The organism is Sphingorhabdus sp. SMR4y (assembly GCF_002218195.1).
Classification (GTDB): domain Bacteria; phylum Pseudomonadota; class Alphaproteobacteria; order Sphingomonadales; family Sphingomonadaceae; genus Parasphingorhabdus.
Window position 1 is genome coordinate 1,372,874 of record NZ_CP022336.1, and the last position, 18,651, is coordinate 1,391,524.

The window sequence follows — 18,651 nt, forward strand, 5'->3', positions numbered from 1 at the left end:
CAGCCTTTGACAAGCTCGGCCAAGGCAGGTCAATCTATATCAGACACGCTCCGACGGCCAATCGCCGGCAGATGGTCATTGGCCGCTCTGTCACGCGGTTCCGGTCTGGCGCAATTCCCATTCGTCCAATGCGCGCCGATGATCGCTGACGCGTTGCAGGGATCCGGTCACCTCCGATTTTCCCGGCGCGATCCTGTCCGCTTCCTCGTAGAGGTCCAGCGCCGCTTCCAGATCACCGCGCTGCTCGGCGCAAAGCCCCCTGTTGAAGGTCAGCGAGATATGCACCTGACCGCTTGCCGCCGCCTCGTCCCACATCCGGCAGGCCTCCGCCGCATCGCTCTTGGTCATCCTGATCGCCGCCTTGAAGAAATTGCTTTCGACCTTGGTCATGCCCTTGCGGCTTTCCAATATCCTGATGTCCCGGCGATATTGTCTCGGGGCCAGATCATCGCGAACCGCGCTGGCCGTCGCTGCCACCATCGTCCGGATCACCGACTCGCTGCTGGCGAAATCCTCGTCATCGCCAAAGCATATTGTCTGCTCATGGCTTTCCGGAAAGCTCTCGCTATAGATGCTGCGGCCGTCGCTATAGCGCGTCACCCGCACCTGCGCGCGATAATCGATGATCCGGCGCAGGCAATCCACCCTGATCGACTTGCGGGTGACACATTTGTCCTTGTCATCCCGCTCGACGCAGCGCCGCCGCTTGGCGGTCGTTTCATATTCCTCGATCCCGGCGGTGACATGACCGGAAAGCGACGCGTCCGACGGCACCGCAGCCCGCCCGCCGATGATATCGAAATAATCCTGCCCGAATATCGTGACCGCCGACAGCCGGTCCTCCAGCGCAAAGGCCAGCGCCCGGCCTTCACTGCCACCAAAACGCTCGATCGCAATCGACTGAATATCGACAAATTCGGGAGAACCGGCCGGCGTCATCCCCTCGATTGCCAGAACCTCGGCGCGTGCCGCGCTTGCCACGCCGACCAACGCCATAGTGGTCATGATTGCGGTGCCCCATGTCCTGCTCATATTCATCCCCCCGAAAATGGTCATTCACAAATATCGGCACCAATATGACCAGAATATTAGCTGGCGATGATCAGTTCCGCAATCCGCCTGGGGTCCTGCATCGGCATGAAATGGGTCAGGTCAGGCAGATAGACATCACTCCCGTTGGCAAAACCATCCGCCAGCCCGGGCGGGGTCGGCGACGTGGCAAAGTCAAAAGCGCCGTCCTGCACGAGCTGCGGCGCCCGCAAGATCTTGACGGGCTGCGCAATGCTGTCGATCAGCGGCCACGGATCGACCGAAGCGCTGGTCGCATAGATCGATGCTTCGGTCTGCGGCGGACAGGCCAGGCGATATCCGCCCTGCCCGTCCGGCAGCAGCCCATGTTCGCAATAGTCTCTGAGCACCGCCGGATCCCACAGCCGGTAGGGATGCCGGTCTTGGAACCGCTCCAGCATTTCCTCCGGTCCGGTCCAGCTGTTGCGCCGCTTGGCGACCATCTCGCTGGTACCGCTATAATCGGGCGGGTTCCGGTAAAATTCGCGGGCCATGATCACCGGATCGATCAGCACCAGCCGTTCCAGCAGATCGGGATGGCTGGCCGCCACCTGCACCAGGCAATGACCGCCCATGCTGTGCCCCGCGCCGACCGCAAACCGGATCCCCAGCGACTGCACCAGCTCTGCAGTCGCGCCGCCAACACCATTCCAGTCGGCAATAATCGGTGCATCGCTGCGGCCATGGCCCAGCTGATCCACCGCAATCACATGGGTGCCGGCCGGAAAAGCGGCCACGACCTGATCCCAGCAACGGGCATGAAAGCCGGTGGCATGGAGCAGCAGCACCGATGGCCCCGCGCCCCGCTCGCCCCATTCGAAATAACAGATATCGCCGTGGGACGAGGCAAAATGGTGAAGTTCGGGATTTGTCATATATCTGTTCCGTTAGCCCTGAGCCGGTTGAAGGGCGATTATCGATAAGCGTGGTTCGACAGGCTCACCACTAACGGATTTGAGCCTAGCCTTCCTTCGGCGGCTCGACCACCCGGATATGCAATTCGCGCAGCTGTTTCGCGGCAACCGGGCTCGGCGCGCTCATCATCAGGTCTTCGGCCTTCTGGTTCATCGGGAAGAGCACAACCTCGCGGATATTCGGTTCGTTGGCCAGCATCATCACGATCCGGTCAACACCCGGCGCCGAGCCACCATGCGGCGGCGCGCCATATTTCAGCGCATTGATCATGCCGGAAAATTCGGTGTCGACCTGCTCCTTGGTGTAACCGGCGATCTCGAACGCCTTGTACATGATGTCGGGCCGGTGGTTCCGGATCGCCCCGGAGGACAGTTCGATGCCGTTGCAGACAATATCATATTGCCAGGCAAGGATGTCGAGCGGGTCCTTGCTCTCCAGCGCTTCCAGTTCGCCCTGCGGCATCGAGAAGGGATTGTGCGAGAAATCCATTTTCTTCAGCTCGTCATCATATTCGAACATCGGATAGTCGACGATCCAGCAGAATTTGAACGCGTTCTCGTCGATCAGCCCCAGTTGCTCGGCCGCCCGCGTCCGCGCCAGGCCGGCCAGCTTCGCCGCTTCGGCTTCCTTGCCGGCGGCAAAAAACACGCCATCATCCGGACCACAGCCAAGATCGGCCAGCAGCTTCGCCGTGCCTTCCTCGCCGTGGTTCTTGGCAATCGGCCCGCCGGCCGCGCCTTCCTTCATATTGATATAGCCGAGCCCGGCGAAACCTTCGCCGCGCGCCCAGTCGTTCATCGCATCGAAGAATTTGCGGCTGTTCTTGCCCGCTTCCGGCGCGACAAAGGCGCGCACGGTGCCACCGGTCGAAGTGATCTTGTCGAACAGGCCGAAACCGGAGCCCTTGAAATGCTCGCTGACGTCCTGGATGATGATCGGGTTGCGCAGGTCCGGTTTGTCATTGCCATATTTCAGCATCGATTCCTTGTAGGGAATGCGCGGAAATTCACCGGCGGGCGTTACCGAACGGCCATTGGCAAATTCCTCGAACACACCGGCCAGCACCGGCTCCAGCGTCTGGAACACATCTTCCTGGGTGACAAAGCTCATTTCGAAATCGAGCTGGTAAAATTCGCCCGGCGAACGGTCGGCGCGCGCGTCTTCGTCGCGGAAACAGGGGGCGATCTGGAAATAGCGGTCGAAACCGGCGACCATCAGCATCTGCTTGAACATCTGCGGCGCCTGCGGCAGCGCGTAGAATTTTCCGGGATGAACCCGGCTCGGCACGAGATAATCGCGTGCACCTTCCGGTGACGATGCGGTCAGGATCGGCGTCTGGAATTCGGTAAAGCCCTGATCGGTCATCCGCTTGCGCAGGCTCGCGATCACTTTCGAGCGCAGCATCATATTGGCGTGCACGCTTTCGCGGCGCAGATCGAGGAAGCGATAGCGCAGACGGATATCTTCGGGATATTCCTGCTCGCCGAACACCGGCATCGGCAATTCATCGGCCGGCCCCTGCATGCTGACCGTATCAGCGACCAGCTCGACTTCGCCGGTCGGCAGGTTCTTGTTCACCGTTTCCTCGTCGCGGGCGACAACCTTGCCGGTTACCGTGACGACGGATTCAACCCGCGCACCGTCGAGAATCTTGAAAGCCTCGCTGCCGGTTTCGCTGACGATCTGGGTCAGACCGAAATGGTCGCGCAGATCGACGAACAGCAGATTGCCGTGATCGCGCTTGCGATGGATCCAGCCGGACAGACGGACTTCCTCGCCGACGTGCGAAGAGCGAAGCGCGGAACAATTGTGGGTGCGATATGCGTGCATGATGGACCTTTGGAATTGGGTACTTTCCTCGATGGAAAGATTGCAGGCGTAACACAGGTCTGCGCGCCATTTGTCAAGGGTTGAGATTGCCCGAACGGGCCACTGGCCACAGGGCGCGCGGTCGATAAGGACCGAACAAGCTTATGGTTGCCGACAAGCCGCTATCACCGGCAAAACCTTGCCTTTGACACAAGGCCCCTGCTCGCGTTCAGGCCCGACTGTCTTTCCGATCTTTCAGCGGATAATCCTCGGGCCGAACCGTGGAGACGTTGGGCCGGTCGCTCACTTCTTCCGGAGATTGCCCTCCGGAAGTGTCCTCATTCTCTTCATCTTCCGGGAAAGAGTCAGCTTCGCCATAGGTCCCGCCGGCCTTTCCCGTGTTCATGCCGTAGGAGGTTTCCGGCCGGTGCGGGGTTCCCGGCGCAGCTCCCGGGTTCTGCCGTTCATATTCATGGGAGTGCTCGTTTTTTCTGTTGTCGCTCGTGGTCATGGCGGATTCTCCATTATTTGAGGTCATAAGAGGGTTACGCCATGACCGACTGATGGTTCCGGCCAGCGAGAACAAACTCGGCGGCAGATGGGGAACGAGAAACTGCGGGTATCACTACTGTCTTGGTGCAATAATAGCGATGACCGTGGATCAATCCGGGGCATTTTCCAGACGATCGCATTGGGTTGCCGTACGGGCGGAACACTCAAGGACTGATTGGCAAAATATCGGTTCGCCGCGGATCATCCACCGGACCAGGCCGACACTTCCTCAGACGGTCTGAGCCACAACAACTCGTCCTGATATTAATATTTAACCATTTTGGAATACAATCAGTTGTCAGGAACATAAGATGGCAAAGTTTATTACGGGTCTATTTTTTGGAATTTTCATTGGCGGTTCAATCGTCGCGATGAACCGGGATATTCCCAATGATATCCAATGCGGTCGTTGGAATGTTTTTACAGCGAGCGATTCTGGTCATTGCTCAGACTATTGATATATTGCGGGCAAACCCATTTAGGGTACAGAAATGAAAACTGTGATCGCACGATCATGGCAGATCCAGAACAAATTCAGCGATTGGTCATTCGAACCGCGTTTACGTTTTACGCGAATAGAGGCCATGTGAAAATCTGATGGGCTAGACGAGCGAAGGGACTCCGTCGTCAGGGAATCCGGCACCGAAGGATTCAAATCCCATTTACTAAAATTTACATAGGCGGTCAGTCGCTTAACGGCATATCTTTCGTGCTGTATTTTATCATTCGCTAACTTTTTAAGAATAGGTGGTGATCTTGAAAACATGGGAGTTGTAAACAGTTGAAATTTGAATCGCTCAAGATCGAGGATAGTCTGGAAATAGGCTTACCCGTGGATGATTCGCAAAGTTTCTTTGACCGGATCAGTTCCCGCATCCTGCCTCGGTCAAGTTCAGCAATACCGGATTCTCATGCGCTGAAAGGCAAAACAACAAAAGCACTGCTTCTTTTGCAAAATTACGAAGAGACAAGGCAGGGCTGGTTCTGGTCGACCGACAAGGCAGGAAAGATTACCTACATTACCGAGTCATTGGCCGAGGCCATGAATAACACGCAAAAGGGACTGCTTGGCACGCCATTTTGCGAGCTGTTCGTGACACCCGAAAATGATGTAAATAACCAGAGAAACCTGTCCTTTGTCCTAGCGAAGAAATCAGCATTTAATGAGCTGGAATTGAACGACGCTAGCAGTGGTGAGGTTCGCTGGTGGTCCATTTCAGGTAAGCCGCAACTGGATAAATCCGGTGAATTCATGGGTTATATGGGCAACGGCAAGGACATAACTGCCCAGCAACGGTCGAAAGAAGAAGCCTCCCGCCTGGCGATGATTGATTCCCTGACGGGGCTAGCCAATCGCTCCTCAATGTCGAAAACATTGGAAACAGCCCTGTCGGCTTGCAATCAAAAGAAACGAAGTTGTGCGATCCTTCTCGTCGACTTGGACCGTTTCAAGCAAGTCAACGATACATTGGGACATCTCGCAGGCGACGAACTTTTAAAGCAGGTAGCGCAACGACTAACTAGTATCGTCGGCGACCGGGGGACAGTAAGCCGGATTGGCGGAGACGAATTTCAGATTTTACTCCCGCACATTGAAGATCGGGGAAAATTGGGTGAGTTGGCGCAGGCCATAATCTCCAACCTGTCTCAGCCTTACACAACGAATGGATCCAAATGCAGGATCGGAGCGTCGGTAGGGATTGCAATCAGTCCGTTTGACGGGAAGACAAGTGAAGACCTTATTGATGGTGCTGACCTCGCACTCTATGCTGCGAAAGGTAACGGAAGAGGCCGCTTTCATTTTTTCTCGGAAGGTTTGAAACGGACGGCAAAAGATCGCAGAATTCTGGAAGAAAATCTGCGGGACGCACTGCTGCGGGATGAATTATACTTAACCTACCAGCCCATCGTTAATGCAAAAAACAACACTGTCAGAGGCGTCGAAGCTCTCATGCGCTGGGACCATCCGGAACGCGGCCCAATCTCGCCAAGCCTTTTCATTCCTATCGCTGAAGAAGCAAATCTCATCAAGGTTTTGGGGGAATGGGCATTAAACCGGGCATGCCTTGACGCGGTAAAATGGCCCGGGAACTTCAGAGTTGCCGTCAATGTATCGCCAATTCAGTTTGCCGATAAGAACCTCCCCGGCATTGTAAAGAAGGCGCTGAAGAAATCAGGCCTTCCAGCCGAACGACTCGAATTGGAGATTACCGAAAGTATATTTCTCGGAGGATCCGAAAAAACAGACAAGATGTTCGCAGATCTCAAGAAAATTGGGGTCCGTCTGGCACTTGATGATTTTGGAACCGGATATTCATCCTTGAGCTACTTGCAAACAGCACCCTTTGACAAAATTAAAATCGACCAGAGTTTTGTCAGGGGAGCGACGATTCCAGGATCGCGCAATGGTGCTATTATAGCCGCGATAGTGGCGCTTGCAGAAGCACTGGATATGGAGACCACGGCCGAAGGCATTGAAGCCATGGACGAGCTTGAATGGATCCGCAATCTTAACGTCAGCCATGTCCAGGGCTTTGTTTACAGTCGGGCTGTTCGCCCAGAAGAATTGCTTTCCCTTGTCGAAAACGGGGAATGGATCGTAAAACCGGCCGGCCCGGCAAAATTTCGTCACGACCGCATAACGATGTACCGCAAGGTTCGCGCGATTCACGACAACCATTGCTATTCGCTGATGATACGGAATCTTTCTCCCACCGGCGCGTTGATGGAGGGACTTATGGACGTCCCTGTCGGTACTAAATTCGTAATCGACTTCGGGGAAGGCCAACTGGCTCTCGCTGTCGTGCGGCGCTCGCACAAGCTTCAACAGGGCCTCGAATTCGAGGAAAGACTGGTCAGCGACGGGAACGGAGGCCTATGCACTCGCAGAAGGGTTTCTCCATATCTGATTGCTTCGGCCGGAATGCAGAACCCGGACCAAACAAATGATTATGGTTCCAGTTCCAGCATCCAATCTTCGATCGACTCTCTGCCGGCGTTCTACACCTCAAATGAGAAACTTTAGTTCTCATAGACTGATTTTGACGGCGGTACATTTTGATATAGCTCGCTGAGAAAGTCACGGACGCAGAAACCAGCGGCAACGCCAGGTTCAGACGGGCGCTAAAATATCGACATATGCTGCACAAGCCGTAAAGTTGCCAACATTCGCCCGATATCGGTTGCTCGGTCACCAACGGATATTATGATCGTCACAACAACAGATTTCGTCCTTTACCGATACAGCCCCCCTAATCGGCAATATCAACAGACCACCGAACAAAACGCTTATATCAGCCCCAGCTTGACCAGTTCCTCATTCGCAAAAACCTGCCGGTCCGCAGGATCCGGCATCACTTGTGCCTGCGCCCATTTCCAGTCGGCGAAATTCTGCCCATAATCCCGTTTCACCCGCTGCTCGTCGAGATTGTTGGTCTTGCCCCAGTGGCGGGTGAAGGGGATACCGGCTCCATCCAGCGCTTCGATCACCTTCTTGTAGCCACTGTGGCTCGATTCAATATTGGGTCCGTCAAAGTCGATGACGACATTGTCCGGCCAGTGCGCGGGGGCGAGCAGACCGGCGGCCTGCCGGACGAAGCGTAGGGTGACGACCGTGCCGCCGCCACCGCGCCGGAAATTATTGATTATCAAATCAAAGACTTCGCTCAGCCTGTTGCGGTCAAGTGTAACTGACCCGTTGAACAGGCTGGCGATCGGCGCATGTTCTTCGGTGGTATGCCCCCAGGTGGCGATGGCGGGCGGATCGTCAACATCGCGATTGTCGGGATAACCCTGTTCCATCGCAAATTGCATGATCGCGCCCTTGAACAGGTCACTGTGCGCCATCGCCTTGCCGAGCAGGGTCAGCGCATCATAGCCGGCTCCCATGTCCCGCGGCGGCGGCGGCGGGATATTCGGGTCAAAGGGGCGCTTGTAGAGGAAACGGAGCAGACATTTCTTGTCGAAAGGATCGAAGGGATTGAGAATAACCTGCTGGAAATAGGGACTTTCATTGAGTCCGAAGGCGTTTGAGAATTTCCTGAACTCGCCGCGCGACAGCCAGTCGATATGCTCGCGCTTTATCTTCGCCGCCTTCTGGATATTCTGCACCATATAGATCGGGTCGGTCTCGATCAGCATCGCGGTGACGAAGCCCATCGCGCCGACGTGTAGCTGGGCGGCGGCGAATATCCGGTCGTCGCGGATGATTTCGGAGCCGGTCTGCGCGATGAACGCGTCCGACAGCACGGCTTTTTCGGGCGAGATCCAAAAAATCCGCTCGGGTGTAACCATTTGCACCGCCCGGACATGGTCCTGGATGCCGCCCGCCTGCCAGACGCTGCCATGGGTTCCGGTCGCGCAGGCGCCGGCAAAGCTCTGTCCGTTGCTTGCTCCGCCGGTTCTGAGCGACCGGCCGATTTCTTCGGCACTTTCATACACTTCGTCAACCGTCGCGCCGGCCTGCACCAGCAACAGCGCTTCCGCAGCAACTTCGCAATCTTCATGCAGATCTTTTGCTGCCAATTTATAGGTCCGGTTCAACCGCAATGTTTCGACCAGCCAGCCATCTTCCACCACGTTGATCGGCGACGGAGACCAGCCCGCTCCGACTGGCCGCACCGGAATGTGATATTGCCTGGCTTCCCTGAGCAGGTCCCGAACCGTTTCCGCCACGCCCTTCAGATGCGCCCGACCGTTTTTCTCATCGCCATTGATTAGCTCGATCCGGGCCTTGAGATTGCATTCCGCGGTCTGGTGATAGTTGCTCCAGACCTGCTGACCGAGATTGACGATCCGTGCCATCAGGCTTCTCCCACGTCATGGTCTCCGGCATAACAGCGGTAGGCGATGCTCACCTTCCGGACAAAGCCGAAGCTGAGCAGGCAGATCAGAACGGCCTTGCCGGTCATGAAGAACCGCATGTCGTTGATGCCGAGTTGATAGCAGTCATCGACCTGAAGCGATCGCCCTCTCCGGGACGCGAAGCCCCAGGCCAATATCGTAATCTCAATCGTCTTGCCGCCAACCGGCCGCGGATCGGCGACGGCCAGACAGGCGTCCCCCCACAGCGCCATAATCTGCCCCAGCAAAAGCAGAACCAATACACCGATCAGAACCAGTGACCAAAATGCCATGATTTCCCCCAAATTCTATCCTGGACCCACGAAATGTTTGCGGGATCAGCCGGTCGCTGTATAGCACAAAAATGCACATCCATAATTTGCTGACAACCAATCAGGACATCGCCGATATCTGCGCCCGATTTGCGACCGCAGACTTCGTGGCGGTTGATACAGAATTCATGCGCGAGAATACCTACTGGCCCATTCTCTGCCTGATCCAGATTTCCGATGGCAAGGAAGCCGCAGCTATTGACCCGTTGGCCAAGGGCGTCGATCTCGAACCGCTTATGGAATTGCTGGTCAACAACGAGAATGTCCTCAAGATTTTCCATGCCGGAGGACAGGATGTCGAAATCATCCATAATATCACCGGCAAAACCCCTCACCCGATCTTCGATACCCAGATTGCAGCCATGGCGATCGGACAGAGCGAGCAGATCGGCTATGCCAATCTCGTGGACAGCTGGCTGGGCATCACTTTGGACAAAGGCGCGCGCTTTACCGACTGGTCGCGGCGTCCGCTCAACGCCCGGCAACTGGAATATGCCGTGGCCGATGTTACCCATCTAGCAAAAATTTTCCCGATGATGCTCGACAAATTGCGCGAGACGGGTCGAGGCATGTGGATCAACGCGGAGATGGAAAAGCTCGCCGATCCCGACAATTATGTCAACGATCCGGAAAAATCCTGGCTGCGGGTCAAGTCGCAGGGCCGCAATCTTGAGATGCTGGGAAGACTGAAAGCCATTGCTGCCTGGCGGGAGATCGAAGCCCAGTCCAAGGATCTGCCCCGTGGCCGGATCATGCGCGATGAAACACTGGCGGACATTGCGGCGCATCCCCCGAAAAATCAGTCCAAGCTCGGACAGGTCCGCGGCCTTTCGGCCGGTTGGAAGAATAACGACATCGGCGCACGGCTGATGGACGTCATCGAACAGGCAGAACCGCTGTCGCGTGACGACCTGCCGCAGAAAGTGGGCCGGCGCCCCAAAAATGGCAAGTCCAACGCACTGGTCACAGACTTGCTCAAACTGTTGCTCAAAATCCGCTCGGCTGAAATGAATGTTGCATCCCGCCTGCTCGCTCGCGCCGATGATCTCGAACGCATCGTCGCCGGAGAGCGCGAGAACGTGCCATTGCTCGAAGGTTGGCGCTACGAGGAGTTCGGCCGGGACGCGCTGGATCTGGTCGAAGGCCGTGTCAGTTTTACGGTCAAGGACGGAAAATTGAAGATGACACACCAGCAAGATGGTGACGCAGAATAGCTAAATAACCGTCATCACCGGTTCCAGCCCCAGCATGTTGGCGAGATGCCCGTGCCGTTTGGCAACGACATCACCGTAAAGATGGACGAGTTCGCCGGCTATCCTTAGCTCAAGCTTCTTACCGGACTTGCGAATTTCCGTCTGCTCCAGCGGATTGCGGGTACCGCCGCTGAGCCGCTGCCCCAACCGCATCGCGAGGCCCCATGCAATAGCCCGTCGCGTGGCCGTTTCGCTGGCCAGTTTGCCACCACCGGGAAAGACATCATTGCCGCCGCCGAAGCTGGTAAACAGTGCCTGCCCCAGCATCTCTCTTTCCGGTCCGGTGATTCCCACCCAGTTGCCGTGCAATCCGACTTCCAGGCCCCGTTCCGCACGAAAATTGGGATTGGCGCGCCAGGCGACATCTCCAAGATTGCAAGCAGCCTGACGGATGCGATGCCATTCGACCGGATCGTCCGAGAAAATATCGGCTATCCATTTGCCCAGCAATTTGCTGTTCGCCGGAAACCGGGCTTGTGCCGCGCCGGCATCCTCTGTCGCCAGCAACAGCGGGTCGCGCGCCGCTTCCTGCTTGCTGACAGTGTGATATAGCATGCCTTCCCGCACGCCATAGGCCGATACGACCATTTTGCTGCTGTTCAGATAGCGGACCAGCATCGACAATAGCCAGGCTGCGTCCTTGAGCGTCGGTATCCGTGAGCTGGACAACCCCGGCACATTTTTCAGTTTGTCCTTGTTCAGTTGTGCCAGACGGCTGACGAGCCGCTGCGCGCGCCGCGGTTCCATTTCATAATTGTGGATGACCGGCAACGGATACTGACTGTCAAACATATCCAGGCGCGCGAGCGATCGCCAGGAGCCGCCAACAAGATAGAAAGGCAGGTCTTGTGCCTGCTTTTCCCACCCGGTTTTTTTCAACATCTTGCGCACTTTGCTCTTGAGCGCATCCTGCCCCTTGGCCCGCAGATCGGCAACTCTCAGCACTCCCAATGGAAAGGAAAACCGCTCCAGCACTTTGCCCTTGTCCACCATCGCCAATTCCAGGCTGCCGCCGCCAAGATCGCCGACGATTCCCTTTGCATCCGGTATCCCGGATATCACACCAAGCGCGGCCAGTTCCGCTTCTTCCTCGCCTTGCAACACCGCAACATCATAGCCGATGTCGCTGGCAATTTTCAGCAAGTCCTTGCCGTTGCTTGCGTCCCGCACCGCTGCCGTGGCAAAACTCTGGATATTGTCGACTTCCATTTCAACGCAAAGACGGTAAAATCGCATCATCCCGCGGGTAGCAAGCGCAATCGAATCCTTGCCGATTGCGCCGGTCGTCGACAGTTCTTTCCCGAGCCCTGCCATAACCTTTTCGTTGAACAGAATGGCCGGAACTCTCGCAGGACCCTGATAGACGACCAGTCGGATGGAATTGGAGCCGATATCAACAATTGCTGTCCGCCGATTGGATCTCCGTTTTTTCTTCTGCTCCAACCCGGGCGCTATATTTATATCTGTCGGCAATCCGCTCACACCTTTTTCTTCCGACGACGCAGGCTCAGACGCGGGACCGCATTGCTTTTCTTGAGTGCCTTGCCGCGTCCGGAAAGTGACGGATTCGTCATGAAATAGCGGTGGAGATTAAACGGCTTGCTGGACGGCTCTACCCGCGCATAACTGCCATCGGCGTTGAGCTCCCAGCTTTGCTCATCGTCGATCAGATTGGCCACCATGACCTGATCCAGTATCTGGTCATGAACGGTCGGGTTTGTGATCGGCATCATATATTCAACCCGCCGGTCCAGGTTTCGCGGCATCCAGTCCGCCGATGAAATATAGAGCTTTGCTCCATCGTTCGGCAATTCCCTGCCGTTGCCGAAAGCCCAGATACGGCTGTGTTCAAGGAACCGGCCAACCACCGACTTAACCCGGATATGATCCGACATCCCCGGCACATCAGGCCGAAGGCAGCAGATTCCCCGGACCACCAGATCTATTTCTACCCCGGCATTGCTTGCCTGATATAATTTCTCGATCAATGCCGGATCGACGAGCGAGTTCATCTTGGCCCAAACCATGCCAGGCTTTCCGGCACGAACATTGGCAATTTCCTGATCAATCAGACCCATCAGATCGTTGCGCATGTCCCGCGGTGACATTGAGATCAGTTCGAGGGCCTTTGGTTCGACATAGCCTGTAATATAGTTGAACAATTGCGCCGCGTCCCGCGATGCCCTCGGGTCCGCGGTGAAGAAGCTGAGATCGGTATAGATTTTCGCGGTTATCGGATGATAATTGCCGGTGCCGAAATGACAGTAGGTGCGATAGCCTTCCTGCTCCTTACGGACGACCATCGATATTTTCGCGTGGGTCTTCCATTCGATAAATCCATAGACGACCTGCACACCGGCGCGTTCCAGCGCGCTCGCCCACAACAGATTCTGCTCCTCGTCAAAGCGCGCCTTGAGTTCGACAATTGCGGTCACCGATTTACCAGCTTCCGCTGCATCAATCAGCGCCCGGATCACGGCCGATTGCTTGCCCGCACGATATAGAGTTTGCTTGATCGCAACCACATCGGGATCGGCAGCCGCCTGGCGCAGGAATTCGATAACCACCTCGAACGATTCATAGGGGTGATGAACCAATATGTCCTTGTCCCGGATCGCGGCAAAACAGTCACCACCATGATCACGAATACGCTCTGGAAAACGCGGGCTATAAGGCGTGAATTTAAGATCCGGCCGGTCCTCATCGACCAGGATATCAAGATCACCGACGCCGACCAGACCATTGATGCGGCTTTCGGTGGCGCCGTCATCCAGCAAATTCTCGCGCAGCATTGCAATCACGGGTTCGGCAAGATTCGGTCCCATTTCGAGCCGGATGACATCTCCGCGACGACGACGCTTTATCGCACTGCGGAAATAACGCACGAGATCTTCCGCTTCTTCCTCTACCTCGATGTCGCTATCCCGTATGATCCGGAACAGTCCGCTATTCTTTACCGCATAGCCCGGGAACAGAATATCGGAAAATTCCTGAATGGTCGTTTCGACCGAAACATAAATAGCCGATTCGCCAGGCAGACGTATGAAGCGTGGCAGTCCGGACGGGATCATTACCAATTCTCTGATGCCCTGATTGTCCGATTGCCGGACCAGATCAAAAACGAGGCTCAGGCCCTTGTTGGGAATGAACGGGAAGGGATGCGCCGGATCAAGCGCCTGCGGAGTGAGCACCGGGAATATCTGGTCAATAAAATGCTGTCTCAGCCAAGTTTTTGACGGATCAGGGAGGTCGCCTACCGCCGATACGACGATATCCTCGTTGGCAAGCGTTTTGGAGAGGGCGGCCCATACCCGCTGCTGATGTTCAATAAGCGAATCCGTCCGGGCCGCTATGGCTTCCAACTGCTGCGTAGCGGTCAGGCCATCGGCTGAACGTTCCTCGATGTTCTGGCGATATTGCCCAACCAGTCCGGCAAAGCGGACCATGAAAAATTCGTCCAGATTGCTGCCGGATATCGACAGAAAGCGCAATCGTTCAAGCAGAGGATGGGCGCTGTTCTCGGCTTCTTCAATGACCCGTTCGTTAAAACCCAACCAGCTGATTTCCCGGTTGAAATAGCGCTTGCTGTTAACTTCGGAGGATGCACTGCCGACCGCATCTGCGGCTGAGATATCCGCTTCCGGTGATTCTGCAACTGGGTTATCCATGAGCTAAATATCCACCTTCTCGTCGTCGCCATCGAAATGGCGGAGCGCCAGTTTCGCGATTGCCAGATTTATCGGTTTTCTGGACTCGATGGCAAGCGCGTCCATTTTTTGTGCCATCTGTCGCACCATGGCATAGGTTCGGACCATGCGCTTTTCCAGATAACGCAGCGCGTCTTCGGATATCGTCAGCCCCCGTATCGCGAAATATTTCTGAAACAGCCCGTCGATCATCGCCTGATCGGGCGGACCGATTTCCATATGTAGGGATGCCGCGAGACGGGATTGCAAGTCCGGAAGCGAAATCTCCCAGTCAGAAACAGGCTTTGCTGACAAAAGCAAAAGCGGCCTTTGCTCCTCGTTGGCGCGATTCCAGAGATGAAAAATCTCCGTATCGTCATAATTCTCAGCATCGTCGAGGAAGAGCCCATCAGTTTCCGCTTCAAACGCCGCTGCCATTGTGGTTTTTCCGGAGGCTGCGGGGCCGGTTAGGATCATCGTGTGATGCGTCCATTCCTGCCAGTTTTCCAGATGTCGATGCACCCCTGCATTGGCAGCGGTCACCAGATATCCGGCCTGTTCCGGTGACGGTGTCTGCTCAAGAGGTAGGGCTATCTGACTCACGGTCTCGCTACATTACTGTCCGGAGCGACTGATACGCAAGGCGCCCGCTCCCTGCTGGACTTGCCAGCCCTGTGCCCGAAGGGCCTGAGCCAATGTGGAAATATCACCCCTGTAAGTCACGCTCATGACCGAAACGCCACCGAGTGCAAGACTGGACGTGGAAGCGGAAGTGACCCCTGGTATCGCTCGCACCGACGCTTCGCCGCGTCCGACTGCGCCCACATCCGGAGTGTCGAACTGCAACGAGATGCTGGTCGCAGCCGAAGGCGCCGCCACCGGCGCTTCTCCACCCGATTCGGACGAGGCAGCCCCGGATTCAGTTGCAGCACCATCTGTCTCGCCAACCTCGGCAGCCAGATCGTCTTCAAGCTCGAAATCGTCCAGATTCAGTTCATCCAGATTGAACGGGTCCTCGATAATGAGCGACTTGTCGGTTTTCAGGATGCCGCGCGACAGAGCACTCGAATAGATATTGTCCAGGCGGGCTATGCCCTGATCCATCATTTTGGGAATATCTTCGCTGCGGCCTACTTTCAGCGTAAAGCTGTCGATATAGCGATTGTCCGGACCGTAGCGGGCAGTGAAGCGGGCGGTGACCGGTCCACCGGGATATTTATAGGTTAGCCGTACGATCGGAATAATAACATCAGCGGCGCCAAACTGATCGAGAATATTGCGCCACCAGCGTCGACTCGGACGGTTGGCCTGCCCTGCCGTCAGCACCAGCGATTCGCTGTCGGATCCATAGGGGCGCACATAGTCGATCGCGCTGTCACCGGAACGGAAACGGGCCCAGGCCTTTTGCCATTCGGTCCGATTTTCGAACACTTGCGGGGATCCTCCGCTCCACATGATCGGCAGCACCAGCAATGGCGGGGAACGCAACCGCCGTCCGCCAACACCTAGGATCGATCCCGTTCTTGCGCGATCGAACATCACGCCGAGCGTGGCAATATAGCGCTTGGGACCGATCTGCTCCTGCTCCACGATGATTGCAGAAACGATTGTATTGAGCGTTCCATCAGGCAAACCGGAGGTTTCGCCGCCCTGGGTGCGCTTGTAGAGCATCTTCCAGGCTTTACGCTGCGCTTCTTCCCAACCTTTTTTACGCGCATCAAAGGCATTGTCGCCATGAACATCAACTTCCACGCCCATCACCTCGAAATCGCCAGTGCTGGCGAGCGGAGCAACGCCGCGTTGCGTGCCTTCAAGCTGGGCATAGACGACCGCTCCCGCGAGGATGGTCACGACGGCAATGGCAGCAGCTATCTTGGTCCGGAAGTCACTCAAAAAACTCATTTGCGCCCTTTTGACGATTATGGCGTGGAAATCCAGCCGCGACTTGTCTAATCGCTCAAGCTATGAGTGAAAAGCAAAATGAGCCGGATTCTTACACCTATGCGAAAGCCGGTGTATCCATCGAAGCGGGCAATGCCCTGGTCAAGGCGATCGCGCCTTTGGCAAAAGCCACGGCGCGCCCTGGGGCCAATGCCGAACTTGGCGGTTTCGGAGGTTTTTTTGATCTGAAAGCAGCCGGCTATGAGGATCCGTTGCTCGTCGCGGCCAATGACGGTGTGGGCACGAAGCTCAAGCTGGCGATCGATTATGATCGCCACGACACGGTCGGCATTGATCTGGTTGCCATGTGCGTCAACGATCTGATCGTACAAGGCGCCGAGCCTTTGTTCTTCCTCGACTATTTCGCCACCGGCAAGCTGGAGAACGGCATTGCCGAAAGGGTTGTGGCGGGGATCGCGGAGGGCTGCAAGATGTCCGGTTGCGCCCTCATCGGTGGCGAGACGGCTGAGATGCCGGGCATGTATGCCGATGGCGACTATGACCTTGCCGGATTCTGCGTGGGCGCGGTGGAACGCGAAAAGGCAGTGACCGGCATGATGGTCGATTCGGGCGATATTTTGCTCGGGCTCGAATCTTCCGGCGTTCATTCCAACGGTTTTTCACTGGTCCGGCGACTGGCGGCCGACAAGGGATGGAAAATGGACCGCCCCGCCCTGTTCAATCCGGATATATTACTGATCGAAGCCCTGATCGCCCCGACCCGGATTTATGTAAAATCATTGCTGCCATTGATGCAGTCGGGCCGGATCAAGGCGCTCGCCCATATCACTGGCGGCGGGCTGCTGGAGAATATCCCGCGCGTGCTGCCGGATGGCATGCACGCCCATGTTGATGCCTCGAGCTGGGATCAGCCCCGTCTGATGGCGTTTTTGCAGGCACAGGGCAATATCGAGCCGGAAGAAATGGCCCGGACATTCAATTGCGGCATCGGCATGGTGTTGGCGGTGTCGCCAGCAGAAGCGGATACCGTCATGGCGGATCTCGAAGCGGCTGGCGAAACGGTCCACAAGATCGGTGATATTCGCGACGGTGCCAAGGGCTGCTCGGTGGCCGGCGCCCGTGGCATATGGTCGGCAACCGACGACTGGACCGCCACCCACAATGGCTGAAAAAGCCAAACTCGCGATATTAATTTCCGGCCGCGGATCGAATATGGCGGCACTGCTCTACGCCGCAAAATCACCCGACTGCCCCTATGAAATAACGCTGGTGGCATCCAATGATCCCGGTGCTCCCGGCTTGAAACTGGCCGAAGCAGAAAGCATCCCGACCTTCGCGCATCCGCACAAGGGCTTGGCGCGTGAAGCGCATGATGCAATCATCCATGATGCTGTAATCCGGTCCGGCGCCCAATATGTCGTGCTGGCTGGCTATATGCGGATCCTGAGCGACGATTTTGTCCGCAAATGGATGGATCACATGCTCAATATCCACCCCAGCCTGCTACCCAAATATAAGGGTCTCGACACCTATCAACGTGCCATTGACGCTGGCGACAAGGTGGCGGGGTGCAGTGTCCATCTGGTCACGCCCGAGCTGGATGACGGGCCGGTACTGGCCCAGACCGAAGTAGCCATCCTTGCCGATGACGATGCTGACCGGCTGGCAAGCCGGATTTTGATTGCCGAGCACCAGCTTTACCCCGCTACCGTTGCCAAATATGTCACTCGGCAGGCCGATCCGGACTGGATTCTGGCGCAGGTGCGCGAACGTGCGCTGGCGCTGGAAGAAACCCACGAGCGGGCCAGCTTCGGCGCCCCCGGCTGGCGAGTTGGCAGCGAGAAAAGCGGAAAATATTTTGCCTATTTCGCGCAAAGTCATCATGGCGAAGCCAGTATCGCTTTGCTTGTCAAGACCACCAGCCTGGACGAACAATCTGCCCTGCTCGAAGCTGAGCCTGACTTATATTATCTACCCAAATTTTACGGGAAATCCGGCTGGATCGCGATCCGCCTCGACACCGGCCGCACCGATTGGGACCATATCGCCAGCCGGCTGTACAGCAGCTGGTGTCAGGTAGCACCAAAACGGCTCACCAAGATGATCGCAATCGCGGAGCAATTCTAGAAAAAGTAAATCACGGGCTGAAATTCTTTGGACAACAAGGAGGAGGGAGAACTGTCATCCAAACAAGGTTTGCGGCCCGAATTGGGGAAGTGAATTCCAGCCCGCGATGCACTATCAGAGATAGACCCTTGCCAGCATATATTCCATACGGCCCTTGGACCGTAT

General features: G+C 56.3%; 15 protein-coding genes. 5 read left to right on the forward strand and 10 right to left on the reverse strand.

Features of this window, described 5'->3' with window-relative positions; all coding sequences use genetic code 11:
• Nucleotides 1-90: 90 nt before the first annotated feature.
• The 4 genes from SPHFLASMR4Y_RS06495 to SPHFLASMR4Y_RS06510 form a co-directional block, all read right to left on the reverse strand.
• Nucleotides 91-1,032: a tetratricopeptide repeat protein gene (locus SPHFLASMR4Y_RS06495; protein ID WP_145955469.1), complete on the reverse strand. Its 942-nt coding sequence runs from the start codon at nucleotides 1,030-1,032 to the stop codon at nucleotides 91-93.
• A 56-nt stretch (nucleotides 1,033-1,088) separates the two neighbouring features.
• The gene (locus tag SPHFLASMR4Y_RS06500; protein ID WP_089132831.1) at nucleotides 1,089-1,943 is read right to left on the reverse strand and encodes an alpha/beta fold hydrolase; all 855 of its coding nucleotides are present in this window, start codon (nucleotides 1,941-1,943) and stop codon (nucleotides 1,089-1,091) included.
• 85 nt (nucleotides 1,944-2,028) lie between these two features.
• Nucleotides 2,029-3,813 carry an aspartate--tRNA ligase gene (aspS, locus tag SPHFLASMR4Y_RS06505; RefSeq protein ID WP_089132832.1) on the reverse strand — a complete coding sequence of 595 codons (1,785 nt, stop codon included), beginning with the start codon at nucleotides 3,811-3,813 and terminating at the stop codon, nucleotides 2,029-2,031.
• 208 nt (nucleotides 3,814-4,021) lie between these two features.
• Complete coding sequence (locus tag SPHFLASMR4Y_RS06510; protein WP_089132833.1) at nucleotides 4,022-4,303, reverse strand: hypothetical protein; 282 nt, start codon at nucleotides 4,301-4,303, stop codon at nucleotides 4,022-4,024.
• A 352-nt stretch (nucleotides 4,304-4,655) separates the two neighbouring features.
• Between SPHFLASMR4Y_RS06510 and SPHFLASMR4Y_RS17045 the strand changes: the two genes are divergently transcribed.
• Nucleotides 4,656-4,802 (forward strand): hypothetical protein, encoded by a 147-nt coding sequence (locus tag SPHFLASMR4Y_RS17045; RefSeq protein ID WP_186266058.1) that lies wholly within the window; start codon nucleotides 4,656-4,658, stop codon nucleotides 4,800-4,802.
• Between the two features lie 323 nt (nucleotides 4,803-5,125).
• Complete coding sequence (locus SPHFLASMR4Y_RS06515; RefSeq protein ID WP_260807102.1) at nucleotides 5,126-7,369, forward strand: EAL domain-containing protein; 2,244 nt, start codon at nucleotides 5,126-5,128, stop codon at nucleotides 7,367-7,369.
• 263 nt (nucleotides 7,370-7,632) lie between these two features.
• On the opposite strand, the gene SPHFLASMR4Y_RS06520 is transcribed toward SPHFLASMR4Y_RS06515, so the two are convergent.
• Nucleotides 7,633-9,147 (reverse strand): FAD-binding protein, encoded by a 1,515-nt coding sequence (locus SPHFLASMR4Y_RS06520; protein ID WP_089132834.1) that lies wholly within the window; start codon nucleotides 9,145-9,147, stop codon nucleotides 7,633-7,635.
• On the reverse strand, nucleotides 9,147-9,479 hold the full coding sequence (locus SPHFLASMR4Y_RS06525; protein WP_089132835.1) for a hypothetical protein: 333 nt from the start codon (nucleotides 9,477-9,479) through the stop codon (nucleotides 9,147-9,149). The genes SPHFLASMR4Y_RS06520 and SPHFLASMR4Y_RS06525 overlap by 1 nt, the downstream gene beginning before the upstream one ends.
• A 71-nt stretch (nucleotides 9,480-9,550) precedes the next feature.
• On the opposite strand from SPHFLASMR4Y_RS06525, the gene rnd reads away from it, so the two are divergent.
• Complete coding sequence (rnd, locus tag SPHFLASMR4Y_RS06530) at nucleotides 9,551-10,732, forward strand: ribonuclease D (protein ID WP_089132836.1); 1,182 nt, start codon at nucleotides 9,551-9,553, stop codon at nucleotides 10,730-10,732.
• Here the strand turns inward: rnd and SPHFLASMR4Y_RS06535 are convergent, their stop codons facing one another.
• The 4 genes from SPHFLASMR4Y_RS06535 to SPHFLASMR4Y_RS06550 form a co-directional block, all read right to left on the reverse strand.
• On the reverse strand, nucleotides 10,733-12,085 hold the full coding sequence (locus SPHFLASMR4Y_RS06535) for a Ppx/GppA family phosphatase (RefSeq protein ID WP_260807103.1): 1,353 nt from the start codon (nucleotides 12,083-12,085) through the stop codon (nucleotides 10,733-10,735).
• 164 nt (nucleotides 12,086-12,249) lie between these two features.
• Nucleotides 12,250-14,439, reverse strand: coding sequence for an RNA degradosome polyphosphate kinase (locus SPHFLASMR4Y_RS06540; RefSeq protein WP_089132838.1), 2,190 nt, complete (start codon nucleotides 14,437-14,439; stop codon nucleotides 12,250-12,252).
• A gap of 3 nt (nucleotides 14,440-14,442) precedes the next feature.
• Nucleotides 14,443-15,060: a DnaA ATPase domain-containing protein gene (locus tag SPHFLASMR4Y_RS06545; protein WP_145955470.1), complete on the reverse strand. Its 618-nt coding sequence runs from the start codon at nucleotides 15,058-15,060 to the stop codon at nucleotides 14,443-14,445.
• Between the two features lie 12 nt (nucleotides 15,061-15,072).
• Nucleotides 15,073-16,359, reverse strand: a complete 1,287-nt coding sequence (locus SPHFLASMR4Y_RS06550) for a hypothetical protein (RefSeq protein ID WP_089132840.1) — start codon at nucleotides 16,357-16,359, stop codon at nucleotides 15,073-15,075.
• A gap of 62 nt (nucleotides 16,360-16,421) precedes the next feature.
• On the opposite strand from SPHFLASMR4Y_RS06550, the gene purM reads away from it, so the two are divergent.
• Together purM and purN are read left to right on the forward strand one after the other, a co-directional pair.
• Entirely contained in the window at nucleotides 16,422-17,528 is a 1,107-nt protein-coding gene (purM, locus tag SPHFLASMR4Y_RS06555; protein ID WP_089132841.1) for a phosphoribosylformylglycinamidine cyclo-ligase, read from the forward strand.
• Entirely contained in the window at nucleotides 17,521-18,486 is a 966-nt protein-coding gene (gene purN, locus SPHFLASMR4Y_RS06560) for a phosphoribosylglycinamide formyltransferase (RefSeq protein ID WP_089132842.1), read from the forward strand. Before purM ends, purN begins: the two co-directional genes overlap by 8 nt.
• Nucleotides 18,487-18,651: the final 165 nt, after the last annotated feature.